The following is a 19622-nucleotide window of genomic DNA, read 5'->3' on the forward strand; positions in this document are numbered from 1 at the left end:
TTTCTGGCCGATCAGGCGGTTTCGCCGTACACGGACACGGTGACTTCCACCACCACGTCGGTGTGCAGGGCCACGCTCACCGTGGAATCGCCCACGGTCTTGATGGGGCCGTTGGGCAGGCGGACCTGCGACTTGGCGACCTTGTAGCCTTGCTTGTTCAGCTCTTCGGCGATGTCGTGGTTGGTGACGGAGCCGAACAGGCGGCCGTCCACGCCGGCCTTCTGCGTCAGCTTGACGGTCGTGCCGCCGAGCTTCTCGCCCTGGCCCTGGGCTTCAGCCAGCTTGGCGGCTGCAGCCTTTTCGAGTTCGACGCGCTTGGCTTCGAATTCGGCCTTGTTGGCTTCGGTGGCGCGGCGTGCGCGGCCCGAGGGGATCAGGAAATTGCGTGCGTAGCCGTCCTTGACCTTGACGATTTCGCCGAGGTTGCCGAGGTTGACCACTTTGTCGAGCAGGATGATTTGCATGGCTCTTGCTCCTCAGATCTTGTGCTGGTCGCTGTAGGGCACCAGGGCCAGGAAGCGCGCACGCTTGATGGCGGTGTTCAGCTGACGCTGGTAGATGGCGCGCGTGCCGGTCAGGCGCGCGGGGATGATCTTGCCGTTTTCGGCAATGAAGTCGCGCAGCGTGTCGACATCCTTGTAGTCGATCTCTTCGACGCCTGCGACCGTGAAGCGGCAGAAGCGCTTGCGCTTGAACAGCAGCGACTGGGTGTTGCGCTTCGGACGCTTGTCCTTGTTGAACTTCTTGAACGTGGCCATTTGGAAAGCCTCTTGAAAATTAATCTTGTTGAATGTCCTGGACGTGGAACACCAGACCCTTGGCGTTGCGCGGCGTGGCGAGGAAGCCCTGGAAGGTCCAGAGGCTGCCCAGTGCCTGCCGGGCGAGGCGTTCGGCCAATGCGCCGAAGGCCACCGCCTTCACCACCGCCGCAACGTCGCGCTGCACGCCTGCCTCGGACTGCTTCGAGCCGTGCTCGAGCTTCAGGTCCAGGGCGGGCAGGCCGGCCGGTGTGTATCGCAGAGGCTTGGTCTCCGCGATGCAGGCCGTCAGCGTCACGCTGTTGAGGGATTCCACGGCTCCCGGGGAAGCGGCGGATCAGCGCTCGTTGGCAGCGGCGAACTCGGCCTGGCTGGCCTTGCGTGCCTCTTCGCGCTCGACGGTCTTCATCATCGAGGAAGCGCCGGTCTCGGCCTTCTTCTTCACGACGGTCAGGTGGCGCAGCACGGCGTCGTTGAACTTGAAGGCATGCTCCAGTTCAGCCATCACGGCCTGGTCGGCCTCGATGTTCACGCAGAGGTAATGGGCCTTGGCGAGCTTGTTGATCATGTAGGCCAGCTGGCGGCGGCCCCAGTCTTCCACGCGGTGGATCTTGCCGCCGCCGGCAGTGATCATGCCCTTGTAGCGCTCCAGCATGGCTGGAACCTGTTCGCTTTGATCCGGATGGATCAGCAAGATGATTTCGTAGTGACGCATGTAATCTCCTTCTGGGATGAGCCACCCGCCGCGTCATGTGAAGCAGTGTGGCAAGGCAAAGCCGGCGATTATAGCCCCAGCCTCGCCGGCTTGTACACTCCTGGCGCCGGCATAAGCACTTCGCGCCCCGTCCGGGCAGCAGATGCCGGAATTTGGCGGGACTTCCGCTTGAAATCCCTCCCTTTGCACCCAGGTGCCGTGCGTCCATCGTTCATTCACTTACACCAGAACAACCGACATGTCCGATCAACAGCATCCAGCCCCCCAGAACGCCACGGCGCCGGCATCTCCGTCCGACAGCCCCGAAGCCGTGGAAGCGGCCATGGCCGCACATGCGGCGGACGAGCTGGGCCGCCTGCAGAATGAACTGGCCGAACTCAAGGCCAAGAGCGCCGACCTCGCCGACCAGTTCCTGCGCGCCAAGGCCGAAGCCGAGAACGCCCGCCGCCGCGCGGACGAGGAAGTCTCCAAGGCCCGCAAGTTCGGCATCGAGAGTTTCGCCGAGAGCCTGCTGCCCGTGGCCGACAGCCTGACGGCGGCGCTCGCCATCAAGGACGCCACGATCGAGCAGCTGCGCGAGGGCACCGACGCCACGCTGCGCCAGCTCACGTCCGCCCTCGAGCGCAACAAGGTGCTGGCGATCCAGCCGGGCGCGGGCGAAAAGTTCGACCCCCACCAGCACCAGGCCATCAGCATGGTGCCCGCCGAGCAGGAACCCAACACCATCGTGTCCGTGCTGCAGAAAGGCTACGTCATCGCCGACCGGGTGCTGCGCCCGGCCCTCGTCACGGTGGCGGCACCGAAGTGACGCCCCCCTCCGGCCCTCGCCGCCCGGCACGCCGCGGAAAGAAATTCCACGGGCCGACGGCTTGAAGCCGGACAAGTTATCCACAAGTTACTGGCTATCCAAATCCTTCAAGAATCGCGGAGAAAAACATGGGAAAAATCATCGGTATCGACCTGGGCACCACGAATAGCTGCGTCGCCATCATGGAGGGCAATACGACCCGCGTGATCGAGAACAGCGAAGGTGCCCGCACCACCCCGTCCATCATCGCCTACCAGGAAGACGGCGAGATCCTCGTCGGCGCCTCGGCCAAGCGCCAGGCCGTGACGAACCCCAAGAACACCATCTACGCCGCCAAGCGCCTGATCGGCCGCAAGTTCGAGGAAAAAGAGGTCCAGAAGGACATCGACCTCATGCCCTACACGATCGCCAAGGCCGACAACGGCGACGCCTGGGTGGAAGTGCGCGGCAACAAGCTGGCCCCGCCGCAGATCAGCGCCGAAGTGCTGCGCAAGATGAAGAAGACCGCCGAGGACTACCTGGGCGAGCCCGTCACCGAGGCCGTGATCACGGTGCCGGCGTACTTCAACGACGCCCAGCGCCAGGCCACCAAGGACGCCGGACGCATCGCGGGCCTGGACGTCAAGCGCATCATCAACGAACCCACGGCCGCAGCCCTGGCCTTTGGCCTGGACAAGCAGGAAAAGGGCGACCGCAAGATCGCCGTCTATGACCTGGGCGGCGGCACGTTCGACGTGTCCATCATCGAGATCGCCGATGTCGATGGCGAGAAGCAGTTCGAAGTGCTGTCCACCAACGGCGACACCTTCCTGGGCGGCGAGGACTTCGACCAGCGCATCATCGACTACATCATTGCCGAGTTCAAGAAAGAGCAAGGCGTGGACCTGTCCAAGGACGTGCTGGCCCTGCAGCGCCTGAAGGAAGCCGCCGAGAAGGCCAAGATCGAGCTGTCCTCCTCCGCCGCGACCGACATCAACCTGCCCTACATCACGGCCGACGCATCGGGCCCGAAGCACCTGAACATCAAGCTGACCCGCGCCAAGCTGGAAAGCCTGGTGGAAGAGCTGATCGAGCGCACCATCGCCCCCTGCCGCACGGCCATCAAGGACGCCGGCATCAGCGTGTCGGACATCCATGACGTGATCCTGGTCGGCGGCATGAGCCGCATGCCCAAGGTGCAGGAGAAGGTCAAGGAATTCTTCGGCAAGGAGCCGCGCAAGGACGTGAACCCCGACGAGGCCGTGGCCGTCGGCGCCGCCATCCAGGGCCAGGTGCTCTCGGGCGACCGCAAGGACGTGCTGCTGCTGGACGTCACCCCGCTGTCGCTGGGCATCGAGACCCTGGGCGGCGTGATGACCAAGATGATCACGAAGAACACCACGATCCCGACGAAGTTCGCGCAGACCTTCTCCACGGCCGACGACAACCAGCCGGCCGTGACGATCAAGGTGTTCCAGGGCGAGCGCGAGATCGCCAGCGCCAACAAGCTGCTGGGCGAATTCAACCTGGAAGGCATTCCGCCGGCCGGCCGCGGCGTGCCGCAGATCGAGGTGACCTTCGACATCGACGCCAACGGCATCCTGCACGTGAGCGCCAAGGACAAGGGCACGGGCAAGGAGAACAAGATCACCATCAAGGCGAACTCGGGCCTGTCCGAGGACGAGATCCAGAAGATGGTGAAGGATGCCGAGCTCAACGCCGCCGACGACAAGAAGAAGCTGGAGCTGGTGCAGGCCCGCAACCAGGGCGAGGCCGCGGTCCACAGCGTGACCAAGAGCCTGTCCGAGCATGGCGACAAGCTCGATGCCGGCGAGAAGGAGAAGATCGAGGCCGCGGTGAAGGACCTCGAGACCGCGCTCAAGGGCGAGGACAAGGCCGCGATCGAGGAAAAGACCAACGCCCTGATGGCAGCGAGCCAGAAGCTCGGCGAGAAGATGTACGCCGATGCACAGGCAGCCGCCGCCGCGGCGGGTGCCGGCGCGGAAGCCGGACCGGCCGCCGGCCAGGCCGCATCCTCCGCGGGTGGCGCGTCCTCCGCACCGCACGACGACAACGTGGTGGACGCCGAAGTGAAGGAAGTCAAGAAGGGCTGACGACGCCGCGCGCACCCACTGGGCGCGCGTGCCTTCCCTAGCCGCCGCGCCGTGCCCTTTCCCCCGAGGGCCTGCGCGGCGTTCGTGTTCCCAAAGGACCCGGAAACACCATGTCCAAACGAGACTTTTACGAAGTCCTGGGCGTTCCCAAGAACGCCTCGGACGAAGAGATCAAGAAGGCCTATCGCAAGCTGGCGATGAAGCACCACCCCGACCGCAACCAGGGTGATGCCGCCAAGCCGGCCGAGGAGAAGTTCAAGGAGGCCAAGGAGGCCTACGAGATGCTCTCCGATCCGCAGAAGCGCGCGGCCTACGACCAGTTCGGGCACGCCGGCGTGGATCCCAACATGCGCGGCCCCGGTGGTGCCGGAGCGGAAGGCTTCGGCGGTTTCGCGGAAGCGTTCGGCGACATCTTCGGCGACATGTTCGGCGGCCGCCGGGGTGCCGGCGGCGGGCGGCAGGTCTATCGCGGCAACGACCTCAGCTATGCGATGGACATCACGCTGGAGGAAGCCGCCAAGGGCAAGGAAGCGCAGATCCGCATCCCCACCTGGGAGAACTGCGAGACCTGCCACGGCAGCGGCGCCAAGCCCGGCACCAGCGCCAAGACCTGCACGACCTGCTCGGGCACGGGCACGGTGCAGATGCGCCAGGGCTTCTTCAGCGTCCAGCAGACCTGCCCCCACTGCCGCGGCACGGGCAAGATCATTCCCGAGCCGTGCGTAACCTGCCACGGCCAGGGCAAGGTCAAGAAGCAGAAGACGCTGGAAGTGAAGATCCCCGCCGGCATCGACGACGGCATGCGCATCCGCAGCGTCGGCAATGGCGAGCCGGGCACCAATGGCGGGCCTCCGGGCGACCTCTACATCGAGATCCGCCTGAAGAAGCACGAGATCTTCGAGCGCGACGGCGACGACCTGCACTGCCAGGTGCCGGTGAGCTTCATCACCGCGGCCCTCGGCGGCGAGATCGAAGTGCCCACGCTGCAGGGCAAGGCGGCCATCGACATCCCGGAAGGCACCCAGGCCGGCAAGCAGTTCCGGCTGCGCGGCAAGGGGATCAAGGGCGTGCGCTCCAGCTATCCCGGAGACCTGTACTGCCACATCGTGGTCGAGACGCCGGTCAAGCTGACGGAGCACCAGCGCAAACTGCTGCGCGAGCTGGACGAATCCCTCAAGAAGGGGGGCGCGAAGCACTCCCCCAGCGGAGAGAGCTGGACGGACCGGCTGAAGAACCTCTTCACCTGATCTCCGGCGCATCCACCGCACGCCGCCCCGCGCACTGCGCCGGGCGGCTTTTTTACGTCCCGGCGTCCGCCATCGCGATGTGCGACGTCGCATTCCGCGATGGCTGGATCCCACCATCCAGAGGACAATGCCATCAAGGCTTCTCTTTTGAAGAAGCCGGACTCCCTGCCCCATGAAAAGCCCCGACCGCCATTTCGCGCGCCGCATCGACCTGACGTCGCTGCAGCTGTTCGTGGCCGTCTGCGAGCTGGGCAGCATCGGACGGGCCGCGGAGCGCGAATTCATCGCGGCGTCCGCGGTCAGCAAGCGCCTGTCGGACCTCGAAGCGGCCGTGGGCTCCGCGCTGCTGTACCGGCACAGCCGGGGCGTGACCCTGACGCCGGCCGGCGAAAGCCTGCTGCACCATGCGCGCACCGTGCTTTTCGGGCTGGAGCGCATGCAGGGCGAACTGAGCGAATACGCCGACGGCGTGCGCGGCCATGTGCGGGTGCACGCGAACATTTCCGCCATCGTGCAGTTCCTGCCCGAGGACCTCGGGGCCTTCGCCAGGGAGCATGCCCAGGTCAAGATCGACCTGCAGGAGCACCTGAGTCCCGACGTCCTGCACGCCGTGCGCGAAGGCGCGGCCGACCTGGGCCTGTGCCATACCGGCGACGGCGCCGAACCGCAGGAGCTGCAGAGCCGCCCCTACCGCAGCGACAGGCTGGTGCTCGTGGTGCCCGAGGGGCATCCGCTGGCGGGACGGCCCGCGGTCCGGTTCGAGGAAGTGCTCGACTGGGACATCGTCGGCCTGCAGGCCAACAGCAGCATCAGCCTCGCCATGCGGCGCGGAGCGGCGCGCGCCGGGCGCCCCCTGCGCCAGCGCATCCAGGTCACGGGCCTGGACGCCATGTGCCGCATGATCGACAACGGCCTCGGCATCGGGCTGCTCCCCGACCGGGCCTTCGCGCTGATGCGCGGCGTGGGGCGGCTGCAGCCGGTCGCCCTGGACGAGCCCTGGGCCGAACGCTCGCTCCGGCTCGTCGCGCGGGACTTCGGCAGCCTGCCGGTGACGGCGCGGCTGCTGGCCGACCACCTGGCTCCGCCGGAACGCAAGGCCTGTTCCTAGAATCCACCCATCCATCCCCACCCTGAACCAGCCCACGAGAGAACACACCATGGGACGCACCCTGTACGACAAGATCTGGGACGAGCACGTCGTCCATACCGAAGAGGACGGCACGGCCATCCTCTATATCGACCGCCACCTGGTGCATGAAGTGACCAGCCCGCAGGCGTTCGAGGGCATCCGCCAGGCCGGACGCAAGGTCTGGCGCGTCAGTTCCATCGTGGCCACGGCCGACCACAACACGCCCACCACCGGCTGGGAGCGTGGCTACGACGGCATCGAGGACCCGATCAGCAAGGAACAGATCACCACGCTGGACAAGAACATCGCCGAAGTGGGCGCCGCCGCCTTCTTCCCGTTCATGAGCAAGCGCCAGGGCATCGTCCACGTGATCGGCCCCGAGAACGGTGCCACCCTGCCCGGCATGACCGTGGTCTGCGGCGACAGCCACACCAGCACGCACGGTGCGTTCGGCGCCCTGGCGCACGGCATCGGCACCAGCGAGGTCGAGCACGTGATGGCCACGCAGACCCTGCTGGCCAAGAAGGCGAAGAACATGCTGATCCGCGTGGAGGGCCAGGTCGCCCCCGGCGTGACGGCCAAGGACATCGTGCTGGCCATCATCGGCAGGATCGGCACGGCCGGCGGCACGGGCTACACCATCGAGTTCGCGGGCCCTGCCATCCGCGCGCTCAGCATGGAAGGCCGCATGACGGTCTGCAACATGGCCATCGAGGCCGGCGCCCGCGCGGGCCTGGTGGCGGTGGACGACAAGACCATCGAGTACGTGAAGAACCGGCCGCTCTCCCCCACCGGCGTGGAATGGGACCAGGCCGTCGCCTACTGGAAGACGCTGCATTCGGATGCCGATGCGCACTTCGACACCGTCGTCACACTGAACGGCGCCGACATCGTTCCGCAGGTCACCTGGGGCACCTCGCCCGAGATGGTGCTGGGCGTGGACGCCAGCGTGCCCGACCCGGACAAGGAAAAGGACCCGAACAAGCGCAGCGCCATCGAGCGCGCGCTCACCTACATGGCACTGGAGCCCGGCAAGCCGCTGAACGACATCTTCGTGGACAAGGTGTTCATCGGCAGCTGCACCAACAGCCGCATCGAGGACATGCGCGAAGCTGCTGCCGTGGTGAAGAAGCTGGGCCAGAAGGTCGCCAAGAACATCAAGGTGGCGATGGTGGTGCCCGGCTCGGGCCTGGTGAAGGAACAGGCCGAGCGCGAGGGCCTGGACCAGGTCTTCAAGGCCGCGGGCTTCGAGTGGCGCGAACCCGGCTGCTCCATGTGCCTGGCCATGAACGCCGACCGCCTGGAGCCCGGCGAGCGCTGCGCGTCCACCAGCAACCGCAACTTCGAAGGCCGCCAGGGCGCGGGCGGGCGCACCCACCTGGTCAGCCCCGCCATGGCGGCCGCCGCGGCCGTGCACGGGCACTTCGTGGACATCCGCAAGTTCGCCTGACCGCCGCCAGCCCTTCCAGGAATCCGCCATGAAAACCTTCACCGCCCTGTTCGCGCTGGCCCTGGGCCTGCTGCTGGCCGGCTGCAACACCGTCAAGGGCATGGGCCAGGACGTGCAGCGCGCCGGCAGCGCCATCGAACGCGCCGCCAAGTAATCCGAACCGAACCGCAACGGACACTGCCATGCAGAAATTCACCCTCCACAAAGGCCTCGTGGCCCCCATGGACCGCGAGAACGTCGATACCGACGCCATCATCCCCAAGCAGTTCCTCAAGTCGATCAAGAAGACGGGCTTCGGCCCCAACCTGTTCGACGAATGGCGCTACCTGGACCAGCCCGGCCAGCCCGGCGTGCCGGAATCGGCCCGCAAGCCCAATCCCGACTTCGTGCTGAACCAGCCGCGCTACGCGGGCGCCTCCATCCTGCTGGCGCGCAAGAACTTCGGCTGCGGGTCGAGCCGCGAGCACGCGCCCTGGGCGCTGGACCAGTATGGCTTCCGCGCCATCATCGCGCCGAGCTTCGCCGACATCTTCTTCAACAACAGCTTCAAGAACGGCCTGCTGCCCATCGTTCTGCCCGAGGCCACGGTCTCCCAGCTGTTCGACGAGGTGCATGCCTTCCCCGGCTACGAACTGACCGTCGATCTGGAGCGCCAGGTCATCGTGCGCGCCCAGGGCGCCGAGATCCCGTTCGAGGTGAACGCCTTCCGCAAGTACTGCCTGCTCAACGGCTTCGACGACATCGGCCTCACGCTGCGCCAGGCCGACAAGATCCGCGCCTTCGAGGCGGAGCGGCTGGCCACCAAGCCCTGGCTCGCGCACACCATGCCGGCCTGATTCCCCGAGACCTTCTTCGCAACCGCACCCGAGAGAAAACCCAATGAAAATCGCAGTCCTGCCCGGCGACGGCATCGGCCCCGAAATCGTGGCCGAGGCCGTGAAGGTGCTCGAAACGCTCGACCTTCCCTTCGAAATGGAGTCCGCCCTGGTCGGCGGCGCGGCCTATGAAGCCCACGGCCATCCCCTGCCCGAAGCCACGCTGAAACTCGCCCAGCAAGCCGAAGCGGTGCTGTTCGGCGCCGTGGGCGACTGGAAGTACGACAAGCTCGACCGCCCCCTGCGCCCCGAGCAGGCCATCCTGGGCCTGCGCAAGAACCTGGGCCTGTTCGCCAACTTCCGCCCGGCCATCTGCTACGAGCAGCTCACGCATGCCTCCAGCCTCAAGCCCGAACTCGTCGCGGGCCTGGACATCCTCATCATCCGCGAGCTGACGGGCGACATCTACTTCGGCCAGCCGCGCGGCCGGCGCACTGCTGCCGACGGCCACTTCCCGGGCGCCGAGGAAGCGTTCGACACCATGCGCTACTCGAAGCCGGAGATCGAGCGCATCGCCCACGTGGCCTTCCAGGCCGCGCGCAAGCGCAGCAAGAAAGTCACGAGCGTGGACAAGGCCAACGTGCTGGAGACCTTCCAGTTCTGGAAGGACGTGGTCACCGAAGTGGGCCAGCAGTACCCGGACGTGGAGCTGCAGCACATGTACGTGGACAACGCCGCCATGCAGCTCGTGAAGGCGCCCAAGGCGTTCGACGTGGTGGTCACCGGCAACATGTTCGGCGACATCCTCTCGGACGAAGCCTCCATGCTCACAGGCTCCATCGGCATGCTGCCCTCGGCCAGCCTGAACGCGAAGAACCAGGGCCTCTACGAGCCCAGCCACGGCAGCGCGCCCGACATCGCCGGCAAGGGCGTGGCCAACCCCCTGGCCACCATCCTGTCCGCCGCGATGATGCTGCGCTTCAGCCTGAACCAGGAAGCCGCCGCCCAGCGCATCGAGGCCGCGGTGCAGAAGGTGCTCGCCCAGGGCCTGCGCACGCCCGACATCTGGAGCGAAGGCACGACCAAGGTCGGCACCGTCCAGATGGGCGATGCCGTGGTGAAGGCGCTGGCGCGCTGACACCCGCCTGTTCCGCTTTGAAGCAGCGGCCCCCAGGGGCCGTTTTTTTCGGCTTTCGCCCGGCGCATCATGGGTCCGGATGCGGCCAGACAGCCGGCGCGGCCCTGCGCAGACTTCCGTGCATGTTCCACCAACGCACCGGAGTCCGCAGCATGCCTTCCCTCGACCATCGCATCGCCATCGTCACGGGCGCCAGCTCGGGCATCGGCCGGGCTGCCGCCCTGCTCTTCGCGCGGCAGGGCGCGCGCGTCGTGGCCGGAGCGAGGCGGCAGGCGGAACTGGACCGGCTCGTGGCGGAGATCCAGGATGCCGGCGGGCGGGCCACCGCACTGGCCGGCGACGTCTGCGATGCCGCCTACGCCGAAGCCCTGGTGCAGGAGGCAGTCGGGCGGTTCGGCGGGCTGGACATCGCCTTCAACAACGCCGGCACGCTCGGACCCCTCGGCCCCACGACCGACATCCCTCCGGACGACTGGCGCCGCACGCTGGACACCAATCTCGGCAGCGCATTCCTCGGCGCGCGGCAGCAGATCCCCGCCATGCGGGAGCGCGGCGGCGGCTCCATCATCTTCACCTCGACTTTCGTCGGCTACACCGCCGGGTTCGCGGGCGTGGCGGCGTACGCGGCCAGCAAGTCCGGCCTGATCGGGCTGGCACAGGCCCTGGCGGCCGAATATGGCGCCGAGGGAATACGCGTCAATGCGCTGCTGCCCGGCGGCACCGACACCCCCATGGCAAGGGAGATGAACGGCAGCCCCGAGGCCCTGGCCCAGGTGGCCCGGCTGCACGCCCTGCGGCGGCTGGCGCACCCCGGGGAAATCGCGCAGGCGGCGCTCTACCTGGCCTCGGACGCATCGTCCTTCGTCACAGGCACCGCGATGCTGGTGGACGGGGGCATCTCGGTCCTGCGCGGCTGAGCAGCGCGGCCACCTGTGGCGCGGCCGCGACGCGCACCAGGCTCTCGCCGCCTGCATGCGTATCTCCGCGTACCCCGTGCCCCCGGGCATCCGCTAAAATCGTCTTTCATGTTTGCCGCTTGCCCGTTCGCCCTGAACACCGCCTCTGCCGCCCTGGCAGGCGTGGCCACGCGCGCATTCACCACCAAAACCACGACCACCATTAAGGGCTGATCCAGCCTAGTTCGTCGTGCGCCCTTCCTGGCCCTGACGAGCCAGGCGAGCAGTCCCGGTCGGGCACTGTTTCTTAAACTGAAAGGGCGTTGAAATGAGCAAGTTGGTAGGGTTGGTCGGCTGGCGCGGCATGGTCGGCTCGGTCCTGATGGAACGCATGGAGGCCGAGGGCGATTTCGGCCTCATCGAGCCGCTTTTCTTCTCCACCTCGAACGCAGGCGGCAAGGCTCCGGCACAGGCCAAGAACGAAACCACGCTGCAGGATGCGTTCGACATCAACGCCCTCAAGCGCTGCGACATCATCCTCACCGCCCAGGGCGGCGACTACACCACGGAAGTCTTCACCAAGCTGCGCGATGCCGGCTGGAAGGGCCACTGGATCGACGCAGCCTCCACGCTGCGCATGAAGGATGACGCCGTGATCGTGCTCGATCCGGTCAACATGCCCGTCATCAAGGATTCGCTCGCCCAGGGCGGCAGGAACTGGATCGGCGGCAACTGCACGGTCAGCTGCATGCTCATGGGCGTGGGCGCGCTGTACAAGGCCGGCCTCGTCGAGTGGATGAGCACCCAGACCTACCAGGCAGCCAGCGGCGGCGGCGCGCAGCACATGCGCGAACTGCTCACGCAGTACGGCACGCTGAATGCCGAAGTGCGCCCGCTGCTGGACGACCCGAAGAGCGCCATCCTGGAGATCGACCGCAAGGTCATCGCCAGGCAGCGCAGCCTCTCCGAGGCGGAGACGGCCAACTTCGGCGTGCCGCTGGGCGGCAGCCTGATCCCCTGGATCGACAAGGACCTGGGCAACGGCATGTCGAAGGAAGAGTGGAAGGGCATGGCCGAGACCAACAAGATCCTCGGCCAGGGCGAAGGCTTCGGCACCCAGGCCGTGCCGGTGGACGGCTTCTGCGTGCGCGTGGGTGCCATGCGCTGCCACAGCCAGGCACTGACCTTCAAGCTGAAGAAGCACGTGCCCGTGGCCGACATCGAGGCCATGATCGCCGCCGACAACGAGTGGGTGAAGGTGGTGCCGAACACGCGCGAAGCCACCCTTCGCGACCTGACGCCCGTCGCCGTGACCGGCACGATGACCATCCCGGTCGGCCGCGTCCGCCAGCTCGCCATGGGCCCGGACTATATCGGCGCCTTCACCATCGGCGACCAATTGCTGTGGGGTGCCGCCGAGCCGCTGCGCCGCATGCTGCGCATCCTGCTGGACGCCTGATCGCGACGTCTTCCTGCCCGGACTGGATGTAACCGGGATACGGGATTCACGCACGCTTTGTTACGAGTCGTTGTCCTACGACAACATGCAAAAACCGCCCCTCGCGACCCTCCCGTGGAGGTGATCGCGCGGGCCCCGGTGCCTCGCTTGTCACTGCAAAACATTGATGCTATGGTGCTTTTTACATATTTTCACGCGTGAGCGCGGAACCGGGTTCGTCCCGCTTCCGCGCTTTTCGCGAAGGCTCAAACTTGATCGGCTGATGGCACACATGCATCGTTGGAAACTATCTGCTCTGGCCGCGGCGGCCCTCGTCTCGACCGGCTTCTACACCTCCGATGCCAGTGCCCTTTCCCTGGGGCGCCTGTCGGTCCAGTCGGCCCTGGGCGAACCGCTGCGGGCCGAAATCGACCTGCCGCAGATCACGGCCGCCGAAGCGGAATCCCTGCGTGCCGCCCCGGCCTCCGCGCAGACCTATCGTGCGCAGGGCCTGGAGTTCTCCCCCACCCTCAACGACCTGCAGGTGCGGCTGCAGCGCAAGGCCGACGGCTCCATGGTCCTGCGCCTGACCACCAGCCGCCCCGTCAACGACCCCTTCGTGGACCTGGTTCTGGACACCAGCTGGAACGCGGGCCAGCTCGTGCGCAGCTACACCCTGCTTCTCGATCCTCCCGCCAGCCGCCGAGAGGCGCCGGCCCCCACCGCCACCGCGCAGGCAGGCGCGGCCCCCTCGCCCGTGCCGCAGGCCACGGCTCCGTCCCGCCCGGCAGCGCCCGCGCCGCAACCACGCGCCGAGGCGCTGGCGCCGTCTCCTGCGGCAGCGCCCGCGCCGGCCGCCCCGCCGGCGGCCCGCCCCCAACGCCCGGCCACCGCTTCGGCGCCAGCGCCCGCGACGCCCTCGGGAGCCCCCGAGAGCGTGGTGGTGCGCCCCGGCGACACGGCCGGCCGCCTGGCCGGCGCCTACCGCCCTGCAGGGGTCTCGCTGGACCAGATGCTGGTGGCCATGATGCGCGCGAACCCGGACGCCTTCATCCGCGGCAACGTGAACCGCATGAAGTCGGGCGCGGTGCTGGATATCCCGAGCGAGGCGCAGGCCCGTGCCACGCCGCCCGCGGAAGCGCGGCAGATCATTGCGGCGCAAAGCCGCGACTTCAACGAATTCCGCCGCCGTCTCGCCGGTGCAGCCCCTTCCGCCGAAGTGGCTGCGGCCGAACGCTCTGCCAGCGGCCGCGTGCAGACGCAGGTCGAAGACCGCAAGGCCGCGACCGCCGCACCCGACAAGCTCACGCTCTCCAAGGGTGCCATGCGCGGCCAGCGCGCCGCCGAGGAGCAGTTGGCGCGCGACAAGCAGGCCGGGGCGGATTCCGCCCGCATGGCCGAGCTGTCGAAGAACATCTCCGAACTGAACAAGCTGGGGGCCGCGTCCGCACCGGCGGGCGCTCCCGCGCCGGCCGCTGCCGCCTCAGCCGCACAACCCGGCCGCATCGCCGTGCCGGTCGGTGCTCCTCCGGCCTCGGCGCCGGCGCCTGCTGCATCCGCGCCAGCGCCGGCGGCCAGCGCTCCCTCCGCGGCACCGGCTGCCGCAGCGGCCTCGGCAACGGCTTCCGCTCCAGCGCCGGCTCCGACGCAGGAAACGGCGGCACCTGCGCCAGCAGCAGCCAGCGCCACTGCGTCTGGAGCCTCGGCCGCTGCAGCGCCCGCCCCGGCTCCGGCTCCGGCTCCGGCTGCACGCCCGCAAACGCCTCCCCCGGCCGCGCCGCCGGAAGAGCCCGGATTCCTGGATTCCCTGCTGGAGAACCCGATGCTGCCGCTGGCCGGCGGCGGCCTGCTGGCACTGCTGCTGGGCTACGGCGTGTACCGGACGGTGCAGAACCGGCGCAACCGCAACGCGGTGGACAGCTCCTTCCTCGAAAGCAAGCTGCAGCCAGACTCCTTCTTCGGTGCGAGCGGCGGGCAGCGTGTGGATACCGCCAGCAGCCAACTCACCACGGGCGCATCGTCGATGGCGTACTCGCCCAGCCAGCTCGACGCGGGCGGCGACGTGGACCCCGTGGCCGAAGCCGATGTCTACCTGGCCTACGGCCGTGACCTGCAGGCGGAAGAAATCCTCAAGGAGGCCCTGCGCCACAGCCCCGACCGTACCGCGGTGCATGTGAAACTGGCAGAGATCTACGCCAAGCGGCAGGACCGCAAGGCGCTCGACGCCGTGGCCCAGGACGTATTCCGCCTGACCGACGGACACGGCATGGACTGGAACCGCGTCGCGGACCTCGGCCGCAGCATCGATCCGGAGAATCCCCTGTACCAGCCGGGAGGCCGTCCCCCGATGCTGGACGACGATGCGGCGAACCACCTGCCTGCCGAAGGATTCGCCAGCACCCTGACCGACGGTCGCACGGCCGCTGGTGCCGCCGCGGTCGGAGCGGCAGCCGGCGCTGCCGCAGCCACCGCGGCAGCGATGCCACCCGATCTCGACCTGGACCTGGATCTCGACCTGCCGGACGACGCGCTGACCGAGGCGCCCGTCCTGCCTCCCGCGGCACCCGGAGCCTTCGCCGCAGCGGCGGCCACGGCAGCGACGGCCTCTCCAGCCAGCGCGGCCCCTGCCCCGGCGGAGGCCGCGGAGCCGGTGCTGGAGTTCGACCCGCTGCCCACCACGCCGCTGCCGATGGCCGGCAATGCCGCCCCGCAGTCCGCTCCGACGCCGGCGCCGGAACTGGACTTCCCCGATGACCTGTCGTTGGCGGACTCGGCCCCTGCCTCGCTGGAGCCGGAGGCCGCTCCCGCCTCAGCTCCTGTCCCGCTCGAATTCGACCTGGGCGATCTGTCGCTGGACCTGGACGCACCCTCCGCCGGCCGCGTGGAGCCGCCCGCGGCGGGTGCAGAGCCCGCCACTGCCGCCATGGAGCCCGGCGAAGCGGCCGGCGACGCCGCAGGGCTGCCGGACGACCCGCTGGCCACCAAGCTGGCGCTGGCCGAAGAGTTCAACGCCATCGGGGACGCCGAAGGCGCTCGCACGCTGGTCGAGGAAGTCATCGCGGAATCCTCGGGCCCGCTCAAGGCCCGGGCACAGCGCCTGCTGGCCGAACTGGGTTGATGGCCGGGCAGTCCGCGACCGGGCGGGCCCGGCGCACGGGCGGGCGGCCATGAGGGTGGCGCTGGGCGTCAGCTACAACGGTTCCGCCTACCGCGGCTGGCAGAGCCAGCCCGGTGGCGCGACAGTGCAGGACCGCCTCGAGGCGGCCCTCGCGCGATTCGCCACGCACGAGGTGTCCACGATCTGCGCCGGGCGCACGGATGCCGGGGTGCACGGCCTCATGCAGGTGGTGCACTTCGATACGCCGCTGGACCGGACGCCGTTCTCCTGGGTGCGCGGCACCAACACGTTCCTGCCGCCGGACATCGCCGTGCAGTGGGCGCGCCCCGTGCCGGAGGCCTTCCATTCGCGCGCCAGCGCCACGGCCCGCCGGTACGCCTACGTGCTGCTGCAGTCGCCCGTGCGTCCGAGCGTTGAATCGGGACGGGTGGGCTGGGTGTTCCACGCCCTGGATGGGGACGCCATGCGTGCCGCTGCGCGGCACCTGCTCGGCGAACACGACTTCACCTCCTTCCGCGCCTCCGCATGCCAGGCCAAGTCGCCCGTCAAGACACTGCGCCGCATCGAGATCACGCAGCGCGGCACGGGTAGGGTGCCGGCAGGCCAGGCCTCGGGCGACCGTGGCGACGTACCCACCTGCTACTGGCGATTCGAGTTCGAGGGCAATGCCTTCCTGCACCACATGGTGCGCAACATCATGGGATGCCTCGTGGCGGTCGGGCAGGGGCAGCATCCGGCCGACTGGATGCAGGCCGTGCTGCAGGCGCGCTCGCGGGACGCGGCGGCGCCCACGTTCTCCCCGGACGGCCTGTACTTTCTCGGCCCGCTCTACGATCCGGCCTGGGGACTGCCCGACCATACCGCTGCGTATGATTGGCTGCCCTGACGGCAGGCCCCGCGGCTGAGCCGTTGCATTGCCCGGCGCCCGGCGGGCCCGGTACGCGCCTGCGGCAGCCCCATCCGCATACCTCCATGTCTTCGTCCATGCCTTCATCCGCCCCTGACACGCCCCTGCCGGAAAGCCGGCGCGGCGACGCTCCAGCCTCCCGCACGCGCATCAAGATCTGCGGCATCACCCGCGAGCAGGACCTGGACGCTGCCGTCCAGGCCGGCGCCGATGCGGTGGGGTTCGTGCTGTATCCGAAAAGCCCGCGCGCGGTGACGGTGCAGCGCGCCGCCGCGCTCGCGCGCCGCCTGCCCCCCTTCGTCACGCCCGTGCTGCTGTTCGTGAATGCCGGAGCCGCGGAAGTGGCGGCCGCCTGCGAGGAGATCCCGGGCGCCACACTGCAATTCCACGGCGACGAAAGCCCCGAGGCCTGCCAGGCAGCGGCTGGCGCGGGACGGCGGCCTTTCGTGCGGGCGGCCCGCATTCCCCTGGACGCGCACGCCCCCGCGTTCGACCTCGTACAATTCGCCGAGCAATACTCTCACGCCCAGGCCATCCTGCTCGACGCCCATGTCGAAGGCTATGGCGGCGGCGGCAAGGCATTCAATTGGTCACTCCTTCCACCAAGCGTCGGCTCTCACCTCGTTTTGTCTGGTGGACTCACGCCTGCAAACGTGACCGATGGCATCTTGCAGGTGCGGCCGCGCGGCCTCTCGCTCGCGGTTGACGTCAGTTCCGGCGTGGAAGCCGAAGGCCCCGACGGCCGTCCGCTGCGGGGCATCAAGGACGCCGGCAAGATCCAACGCTTCATCGCCGCCGTGCGCGCGGCCGATGGGCATTTTGCGAAGAACGATTGATGCTTTCCTACCAACAGCCCGACGCTTCGGGCCACTTCGGCCGCTATGGCGGCAGTTTCGCGAGCGAGACGCTCACGCATGCCCTCACCGAGCTGCGCGAGGCGTATGCGCGCTATCAGAACGACCCGGAGTTCCTGAAGGAATTCCACAGCGAACTCGCGCACTTCGTGGGCCGGCCATCGCCCGTCTACCATGCCGCGCGCATGAGCCGCGAGATGGGCGGCGCGCAGATCTTCCTCAAGAGGGAAGACCTCAACCACACGGGCGCGCACAAGATCAACAACGTGATAGGCCAGGCCATGCTCGCCCGCCGCATGGGCAAGCCGCGCGTGATCGCCGAGACCGGCGCGGGCCAGCACGGCGTGGCCACCGCCACCATCTGCGCGCGCTACGGCCTCGAATGCGTGGTGTACATGGGCGCGGAAGACGTGAAGCGCCAGAGCCCCAACGTCTATCGCATGAAGCTGCTGGGCGCCACCGTGGTGCCCGTGGAGTCGGGCAGCCGCACGCTCAAGGACGCGCTCAACGAGGCCATGCGCGACTGGGTCGCGAACGTGGACAACACCTTCTACATCATCGGCACCGTGGCGGGCCCGCACCCCTATCCCATGATGGTGCGCGACTTCCAGAGCGTGATCGGCACCGAATGCCTCGCGCAGATGCCCGGCATGCTGGCCGAGCAGCGCATCGCCGCCGAGCACCCCGACGCGGTGATCGCCTGCGTGGGCGGCGGCAGCAACGCGATGGGCATCTTCCATCCCTACATCCCGTACGAGAAGACGCGCCTCATCGGAGTGGAAGCCGCCGGCGAAGGGCTGGACAGCGGCAAGCATTCGGCATCGCTGCAGCGCGGCAGCGCGGGCGTGCTGCACGGCAACCGAACGTTCATCCTCCAGGACGAGAACGGCCAGATCACCGAGACCCACAGCATCAGCGCCGGCCTGGACTACCCCGGCGTCGGGCCCGAGCATGCCTGGCTGCAGGAGATCGGCCGCGCCGAGTACGTGGGCATCACCGACAAGGAAGCGCTCGACGCCTTCCACTACCTCTGCCGCACCGAGGGCATCATCCCGGCGCTGGAATCCAGCCATGCCGTGGCCTACGCGATGCAGCTCGCCAGGACCCTGCGCGCCGACCAGTCCATCCTCGTGAACCTGTCAGGCCGCGGGGACAAGGACATCGGCACGGTGGCGGATCTCTCGGGCGTGGACTTCTACGACCGCCCGTCCATGCGGGGCCATGCCGTCAAGGGAGGGCCCGCAGCATGAGCGCCGACATGACGACTTCCGCGCCCCTGGCAGCGACGGAGCCCGCCCAGGGCCGCATCGGGGCGACGTTCGCCGACCTGCAGGCCCGCGGCCGCAAGGCCCTCATTCCCTACGTCACCGCCGGCTTCCCGTTCGCGGACATCACGCCTGCGCTGATGCACGGCATGGTGGAGGCCGGTGCCGACGTGATCGAGCTCGGCGTTCCGTTCTCCGACCCCATGGCCGACGGCCCGGTGATCCAGAAGGCCGGGGAAAAGGCCCTCGCCATGGGCGTGGGCATGGCCCAGGTGCTCGGCTACGTGCGCGAGTTCCGCCAGCGCAACACGAAGACCCCGGTGGTGCTCATGGGCTACGCCAACCCGGTGGAGCGCTACGACCAGCGCCACGGCGAGGACGCCTTCGTGCGCGACGCGGCCCAGGCCGGCGTGGACGGGGTGCTGATCGTGGACTACCCCCCCGAGGAATGCGAGGACTTCGCCGCCCGGCTGCGCGCGCAGGGCATGGACCTGATCTTCCTGCTGGCGCCCACCAGCACGGAGCAGCGCATGCAGCAGGTGGCGCGCGTCGCGAGCGGCTACGTGTACTACGTCTCTCTCAAGGGCGTGACCGGCTCGGGCGCCCTCGACACCTCGGCCGTGGAAGCGATGCTGCCGGTGATCCGCCGCCATGTGCACATCCCTGTCGGCGTGGGTTTCGGTATCCGCGATGCGGCCACCGCGCAGGCCATCGGCCGTGTCGCGGATGCCGTGGTGATCGGCAGCCGCATCATCCAGCTGCTGGACGACCAGCCCCACGAGCGGGTCGTGCCCCTGGCCGTGGACTTCCTGCGGGGGGTGCGCAAGGCGCTCGACACGTAGAATCCAGGGATCATCCCCCTGAGCGGCTTTGCCGCTTCCCCCTTCTCTCGCGCTTTGCGCGGGAAGGGGGACGACGCCAACGGCCCGGCCGAGCCGGTTCCGTGGCGTCCACTGGCCTGGGCCGCGCCGGTTTTGAAGGTTGCGGCGCT

At 68.3% G+C, this 19622-nt stretch carries 19 protein-coding genes; 15 read left to right on the forward strand and 4 right to left on the reverse strand.

Features of this window, described 5'->3' with window-relative positions:
- Positions 1-11: 11 nt before the first annotated feature.
- Genes rplI through rpsF form a run of 4 tightly spaced genes read right to left on the reverse strand, consistent with a single transcriptional unit; the run spans position 12 to position 1473 of the window.
- Complete coding sequence (gene rplI / locus T336_RS0104420) at positions 12-464, reverse strand: 50S ribosomal protein L9 (RefSeq protein ID WP_019703716.1); 453 nt, start codon at positions 462-464, stop codon at positions 12-14.
- A 12-nt stretch (positions 465-476) separates the two neighbouring features.
- The gene (gene rpsR / locus T336_RS0104425; RefSeq protein ID WP_011794373.1) at positions 477-758 is read right to left on the reverse strand and encodes a 30S ribosomal protein S18; all 282 of its coding nucleotides are present in this window, start codon (positions 756-758) and stop codon (positions 477-479) included.
- Between the two features lie 19 nt (positions 759-777).
- Positions 778-1074, reverse strand: coding sequence for a primosomal replication protein N (gene priB / locus T336_RS0104430; RefSeq protein ID WP_026431636.1), 297 nt, complete (start codon positions 1072-1074; stop codon positions 778-780).
- Positions 1075-1095: 21 nt separating this feature from the next.
- Positions 1096-1473, reverse strand: a complete 378-nt coding sequence (rpsF, locus tag T336_RS0104435) for a 30S ribosomal protein S6 (protein WP_011794371.1) — start codon at positions 1471-1473, stop codon at positions 1096-1098.
- Positions 1474-1711: 238 nt separating this feature from the next.
- On the opposite strand from rpsF, the gene grpE reads away from it, so the two are divergent.
- The 15 genes from grpE to trpA all read left to right on the forward strand — a co-directional run bounded on the left by grpE (position 1712) and on the right by trpA (position 19473).
- A complete protein-coding gene (gene grpE / locus T336_RS0104440; protein WP_019703714.1) occupies positions 1712-2281 on the forward strand; it encodes a nucleotide exchange factor GrpE in 570 nt (189 codons plus the stop codon).
- 128 nt (positions 2282-2409) lie between these two features.
- On the forward strand, positions 2410-4374 hold the full coding sequence (dnaK, locus tag T336_RS0104445) for a molecular chaperone DnaK (protein WP_026431637.1): 1965 nt from the start codon (positions 2410-2412) through the stop codon (positions 4372-4374).
- 110 nt (positions 4375-4484) lie between these two features.
- The gene (gene dnaJ / locus T336_RS0104450; protein ID WP_013593699.1) at positions 4485-5621 is read left to right on the forward strand and encodes a molecular chaperone DnaJ; all 1137 of its coding nucleotides are present in this window, start codon (positions 4485-4487) and stop codon (positions 5619-5621) included.
- A gap of 172 nt (positions 5622-5793) precedes the next feature.
- Complete coding sequence (locus T336_RS0104455; RefSeq protein ID WP_026431638.1) at positions 5794-6729, forward strand: LysR family transcriptional regulator; 936 nt, start codon at positions 5794-5796, stop codon at positions 6727-6729.
- 49 nt (positions 6730-6778) lie between these two features.
- Positions 6779-8200 carry a 3-isopropylmalate dehydratase large subunit gene (leuC, locus tag T336_RS0104460; RefSeq protein ID WP_026431639.1) on the forward strand — a complete coding sequence of 474 codons (1422 nt, stop codon included), beginning with the start codon at positions 6779-6781 and terminating at the stop codon, positions 8198-8200.
- Positions 8201-8228: 28 nt separating this feature from the next.
- Entirely contained in the window at positions 8229-8354 is a 126-nt protein-coding gene (locus T336_RS0104465; RefSeq protein WP_013593697.1) for an entericidin A/B family lipoprotein, read from the forward strand.
- 28 nt (positions 8355-8382) lie between these two features.
- A complete protein-coding gene (gene leuD / locus T336_RS0104470; protein ID WP_011794365.1) occupies positions 8383-9036 on the forward strand; it encodes a 3-isopropylmalate dehydratase small subunit in 654 nt (217 codons plus the stop codon).
- Between the two features lie 43 nt (positions 9037-9079).
- Complete coding sequence (gene leuB / locus T336_RS0104475; RefSeq protein WP_026431640.1) at positions 9080-10153, forward strand: 3-isopropylmalate dehydrogenase; 1074 nt, start codon at positions 9080-9082, stop codon at positions 10151-10153.
- 152 nt (positions 10154-10305) lie between these two features.
- Entirely contained in the window at positions 10306-11070 is a 765-nt protein-coding gene (locus T336_RS0104480; protein ID WP_026431641.1) for an SDR family oxidoreductase, read from the forward strand.
- A 307-nt stretch (positions 11071-11377) separates the two neighbouring features.
- The gene (gene asd / locus T336_RS0104485) at positions 11378-12508 is read left to right on the forward strand and encodes an aspartate-semialdehyde dehydrogenase (protein ID WP_026431642.1); all 1131 of its coding nucleotides are present in this window, start codon (positions 11378-11380) and stop codon (positions 12506-12508) included.
- A 271-nt stretch (positions 12509-12779) separates the two neighbouring features.
- Positions 12780-15605 carry a motility hub landmark protein FimV gene (locus T336_RS0104490; RefSeq protein ID WP_026431643.1) on the forward strand — a complete coding sequence of 942 codons (2826 nt, stop codon included), beginning with the start codon at positions 12780-12782 and terminating at the stop codon, positions 15603-15605.
- A gap of 49 nt (positions 15606-15654) precedes the next feature.
- Positions 15655-16491, forward strand: coding sequence for a tRNA pseudouridine(38-40) synthase TruA (gene truA, locus T336_RS0104495; protein ID WP_026431644.1), 837 nt, complete (start codon positions 15655-15657; stop codon positions 16489-16491).
- A gap of 98 nt (positions 16492-16589) precedes the next feature.
- Entirely contained in the window at positions 16590-17348 is a 759-nt protein-coding gene (locus T336_RS0104500; RefSeq protein WP_026431645.1) for a phosphoribosylanthranilate isomerase, read from the forward strand.
- Entirely contained in the window at positions 17348-18616 is a 1269-nt protein-coding gene (trpB, locus tag T336_RS0104505; RefSeq protein ID WP_026431646.1) for a tryptophan synthase subunit beta, read from the forward strand. Before T336_RS0104500 ends, trpB begins: the two co-directional genes overlap by 1 nt.
- On the forward strand, positions 18613-19473 hold the full coding sequence (trpA, locus tag T336_RS0104510) for a tryptophan synthase subunit alpha (protein WP_051647050.1): 861 nt from the start codon (positions 18613-18615) through the stop codon (positions 19471-19473). The genes trpB and trpA overlap by 4 nt, the downstream gene beginning before the upstream one ends.
- Positions 19474-19622 lie beyond the last annotated feature (149 nt).

The sequence above is a fragment of the Paracidovorax oryzae ATCC 19882 genome (assembly GCF_000687165.1).
Lineage (GTDB): Bacteria > Pseudomonadota > Gammaproteobacteria > Burkholderiales > Burkholderiaceae_C > Paracidovorax > Paracidovorax oryzae.

Excerpts from the sequence above, each read along its gene's own strand:
- rplI (WP_019703716.1), bottom strand. The coding sequence starts at position 464 with ATGCAAATCATCCTGCTCGACAAAGTGGTCAACCTCGGCAACCTCGGC.
- rpsR (WP_011794373.1), bottom strand. The coding sequence starts at position 758 with ATGGCCACGTTCAAGAAGTTCAACAAGGACAAGCGTCCGAAGCGCAAC.
- rpsF (WP_011794371.1), bottom strand. The coding sequence starts at position 1,473 with ATGCGTCACTACGAAATCATCTTGCTGATCCATCCGGATCAAAGCGAA.
- grpE (WP_019703714.1), top strand. The coding sequence starts at position 1,712 with ATGTCCGATCAACAGCATCCAGCCCCCCAGAACGCCACGGCGCCGGCA.
- dnaK (WP_026431637.1), top strand. The coding sequence starts at position 2,410 with ATGGGAAAAATCATCGGTATCGACCTGGGCACCACGAATAGCTGCGTC.
- dnaJ (WP_013593699.1), top strand. The coding sequence starts at position 4,485 with ATGTCCAAACGAGACTTTTACGAAGTCCTGGGCGTTCCCAAGAACGCC.
- T336_RS0104455 (WP_026431638.1), top strand. The coding sequence starts at position 5,794 with ATGAAAAGCCCCGACCGCCATTTCGCGCGCCGCATCGACCTGACGTCG.
- leuC (WP_026431639.1), top strand. The coding sequence starts at position 6,779 with ATGGGACGCACCCTGTACGACAAGATCTGGGACGAGCACGTCGTCCAT.
- T336_RS0104465 (WP_013593697.1), top strand. The coding sequence starts at position 8,229 with ATGAAAACCTTCACCGCCCTGTTCGCGCTGGCCCTGGGCCTGCTGCTG.
- leuD (WP_011794365.1), top strand. The coding sequence starts at position 8,383 with ATGCAGAAATTCACCCTCCACAAAGGCCTCGTGGCCCCCATGGACCGC.
- leuB (WP_026431640.1), top strand. The coding sequence starts at position 9,080 with ATGAAAATCGCAGTCCTGCCCGGCGACGGCATCGGCCCCGAAATCGTG.
- T336_RS0104480 (WP_026431641.1), top strand. The coding sequence starts at position 10,306 with ATGCCTTCCCTCGACCATCGCATCGCCATCGTCACGGGCGCCAGCTCG.
- asd (WP_026431642.1), top strand. The coding sequence starts at position 11,378 with ATGAGCAAGTTGGTAGGGTTGGTCGGCTGGCGCGGCATGGTCGGCTCG.
- T336_RS0104490 (WP_026431643.1), top strand. The coding sequence starts at position 12,780 with ATGCATCGTTGGAAACTATCTGCTCTGGCCGCGGCGGCCCTCGTCTCG.
- truA (WP_026431644.1), top strand. The coding sequence starts at position 15,655 with ATGAGGGTGGCGCTGGGCGTCAGCTACAACGGTTCCGCCTACCGCGGC.
- T336_RS0104500 (WP_026431645.1), top strand. The coding sequence starts at position 16,590 with ATGCCTTCATCCGCCCCTGACACGCCCCTGCCGGAAAGCCGGCGCGGC.
- trpB (WP_026431646.1), top strand. The coding sequence starts at position 17,348 with ATGCTTTCCTACCAACAGCCCGACGCTTCGGGCCACTTCGGCCGCTAT.
- trpA (WP_051647050.1), top strand. The coding sequence starts at position 18,613 with ATGAGCGCCGACATGACGACTTCCGCGCCCCTGGCAGCGACGGAGCCC.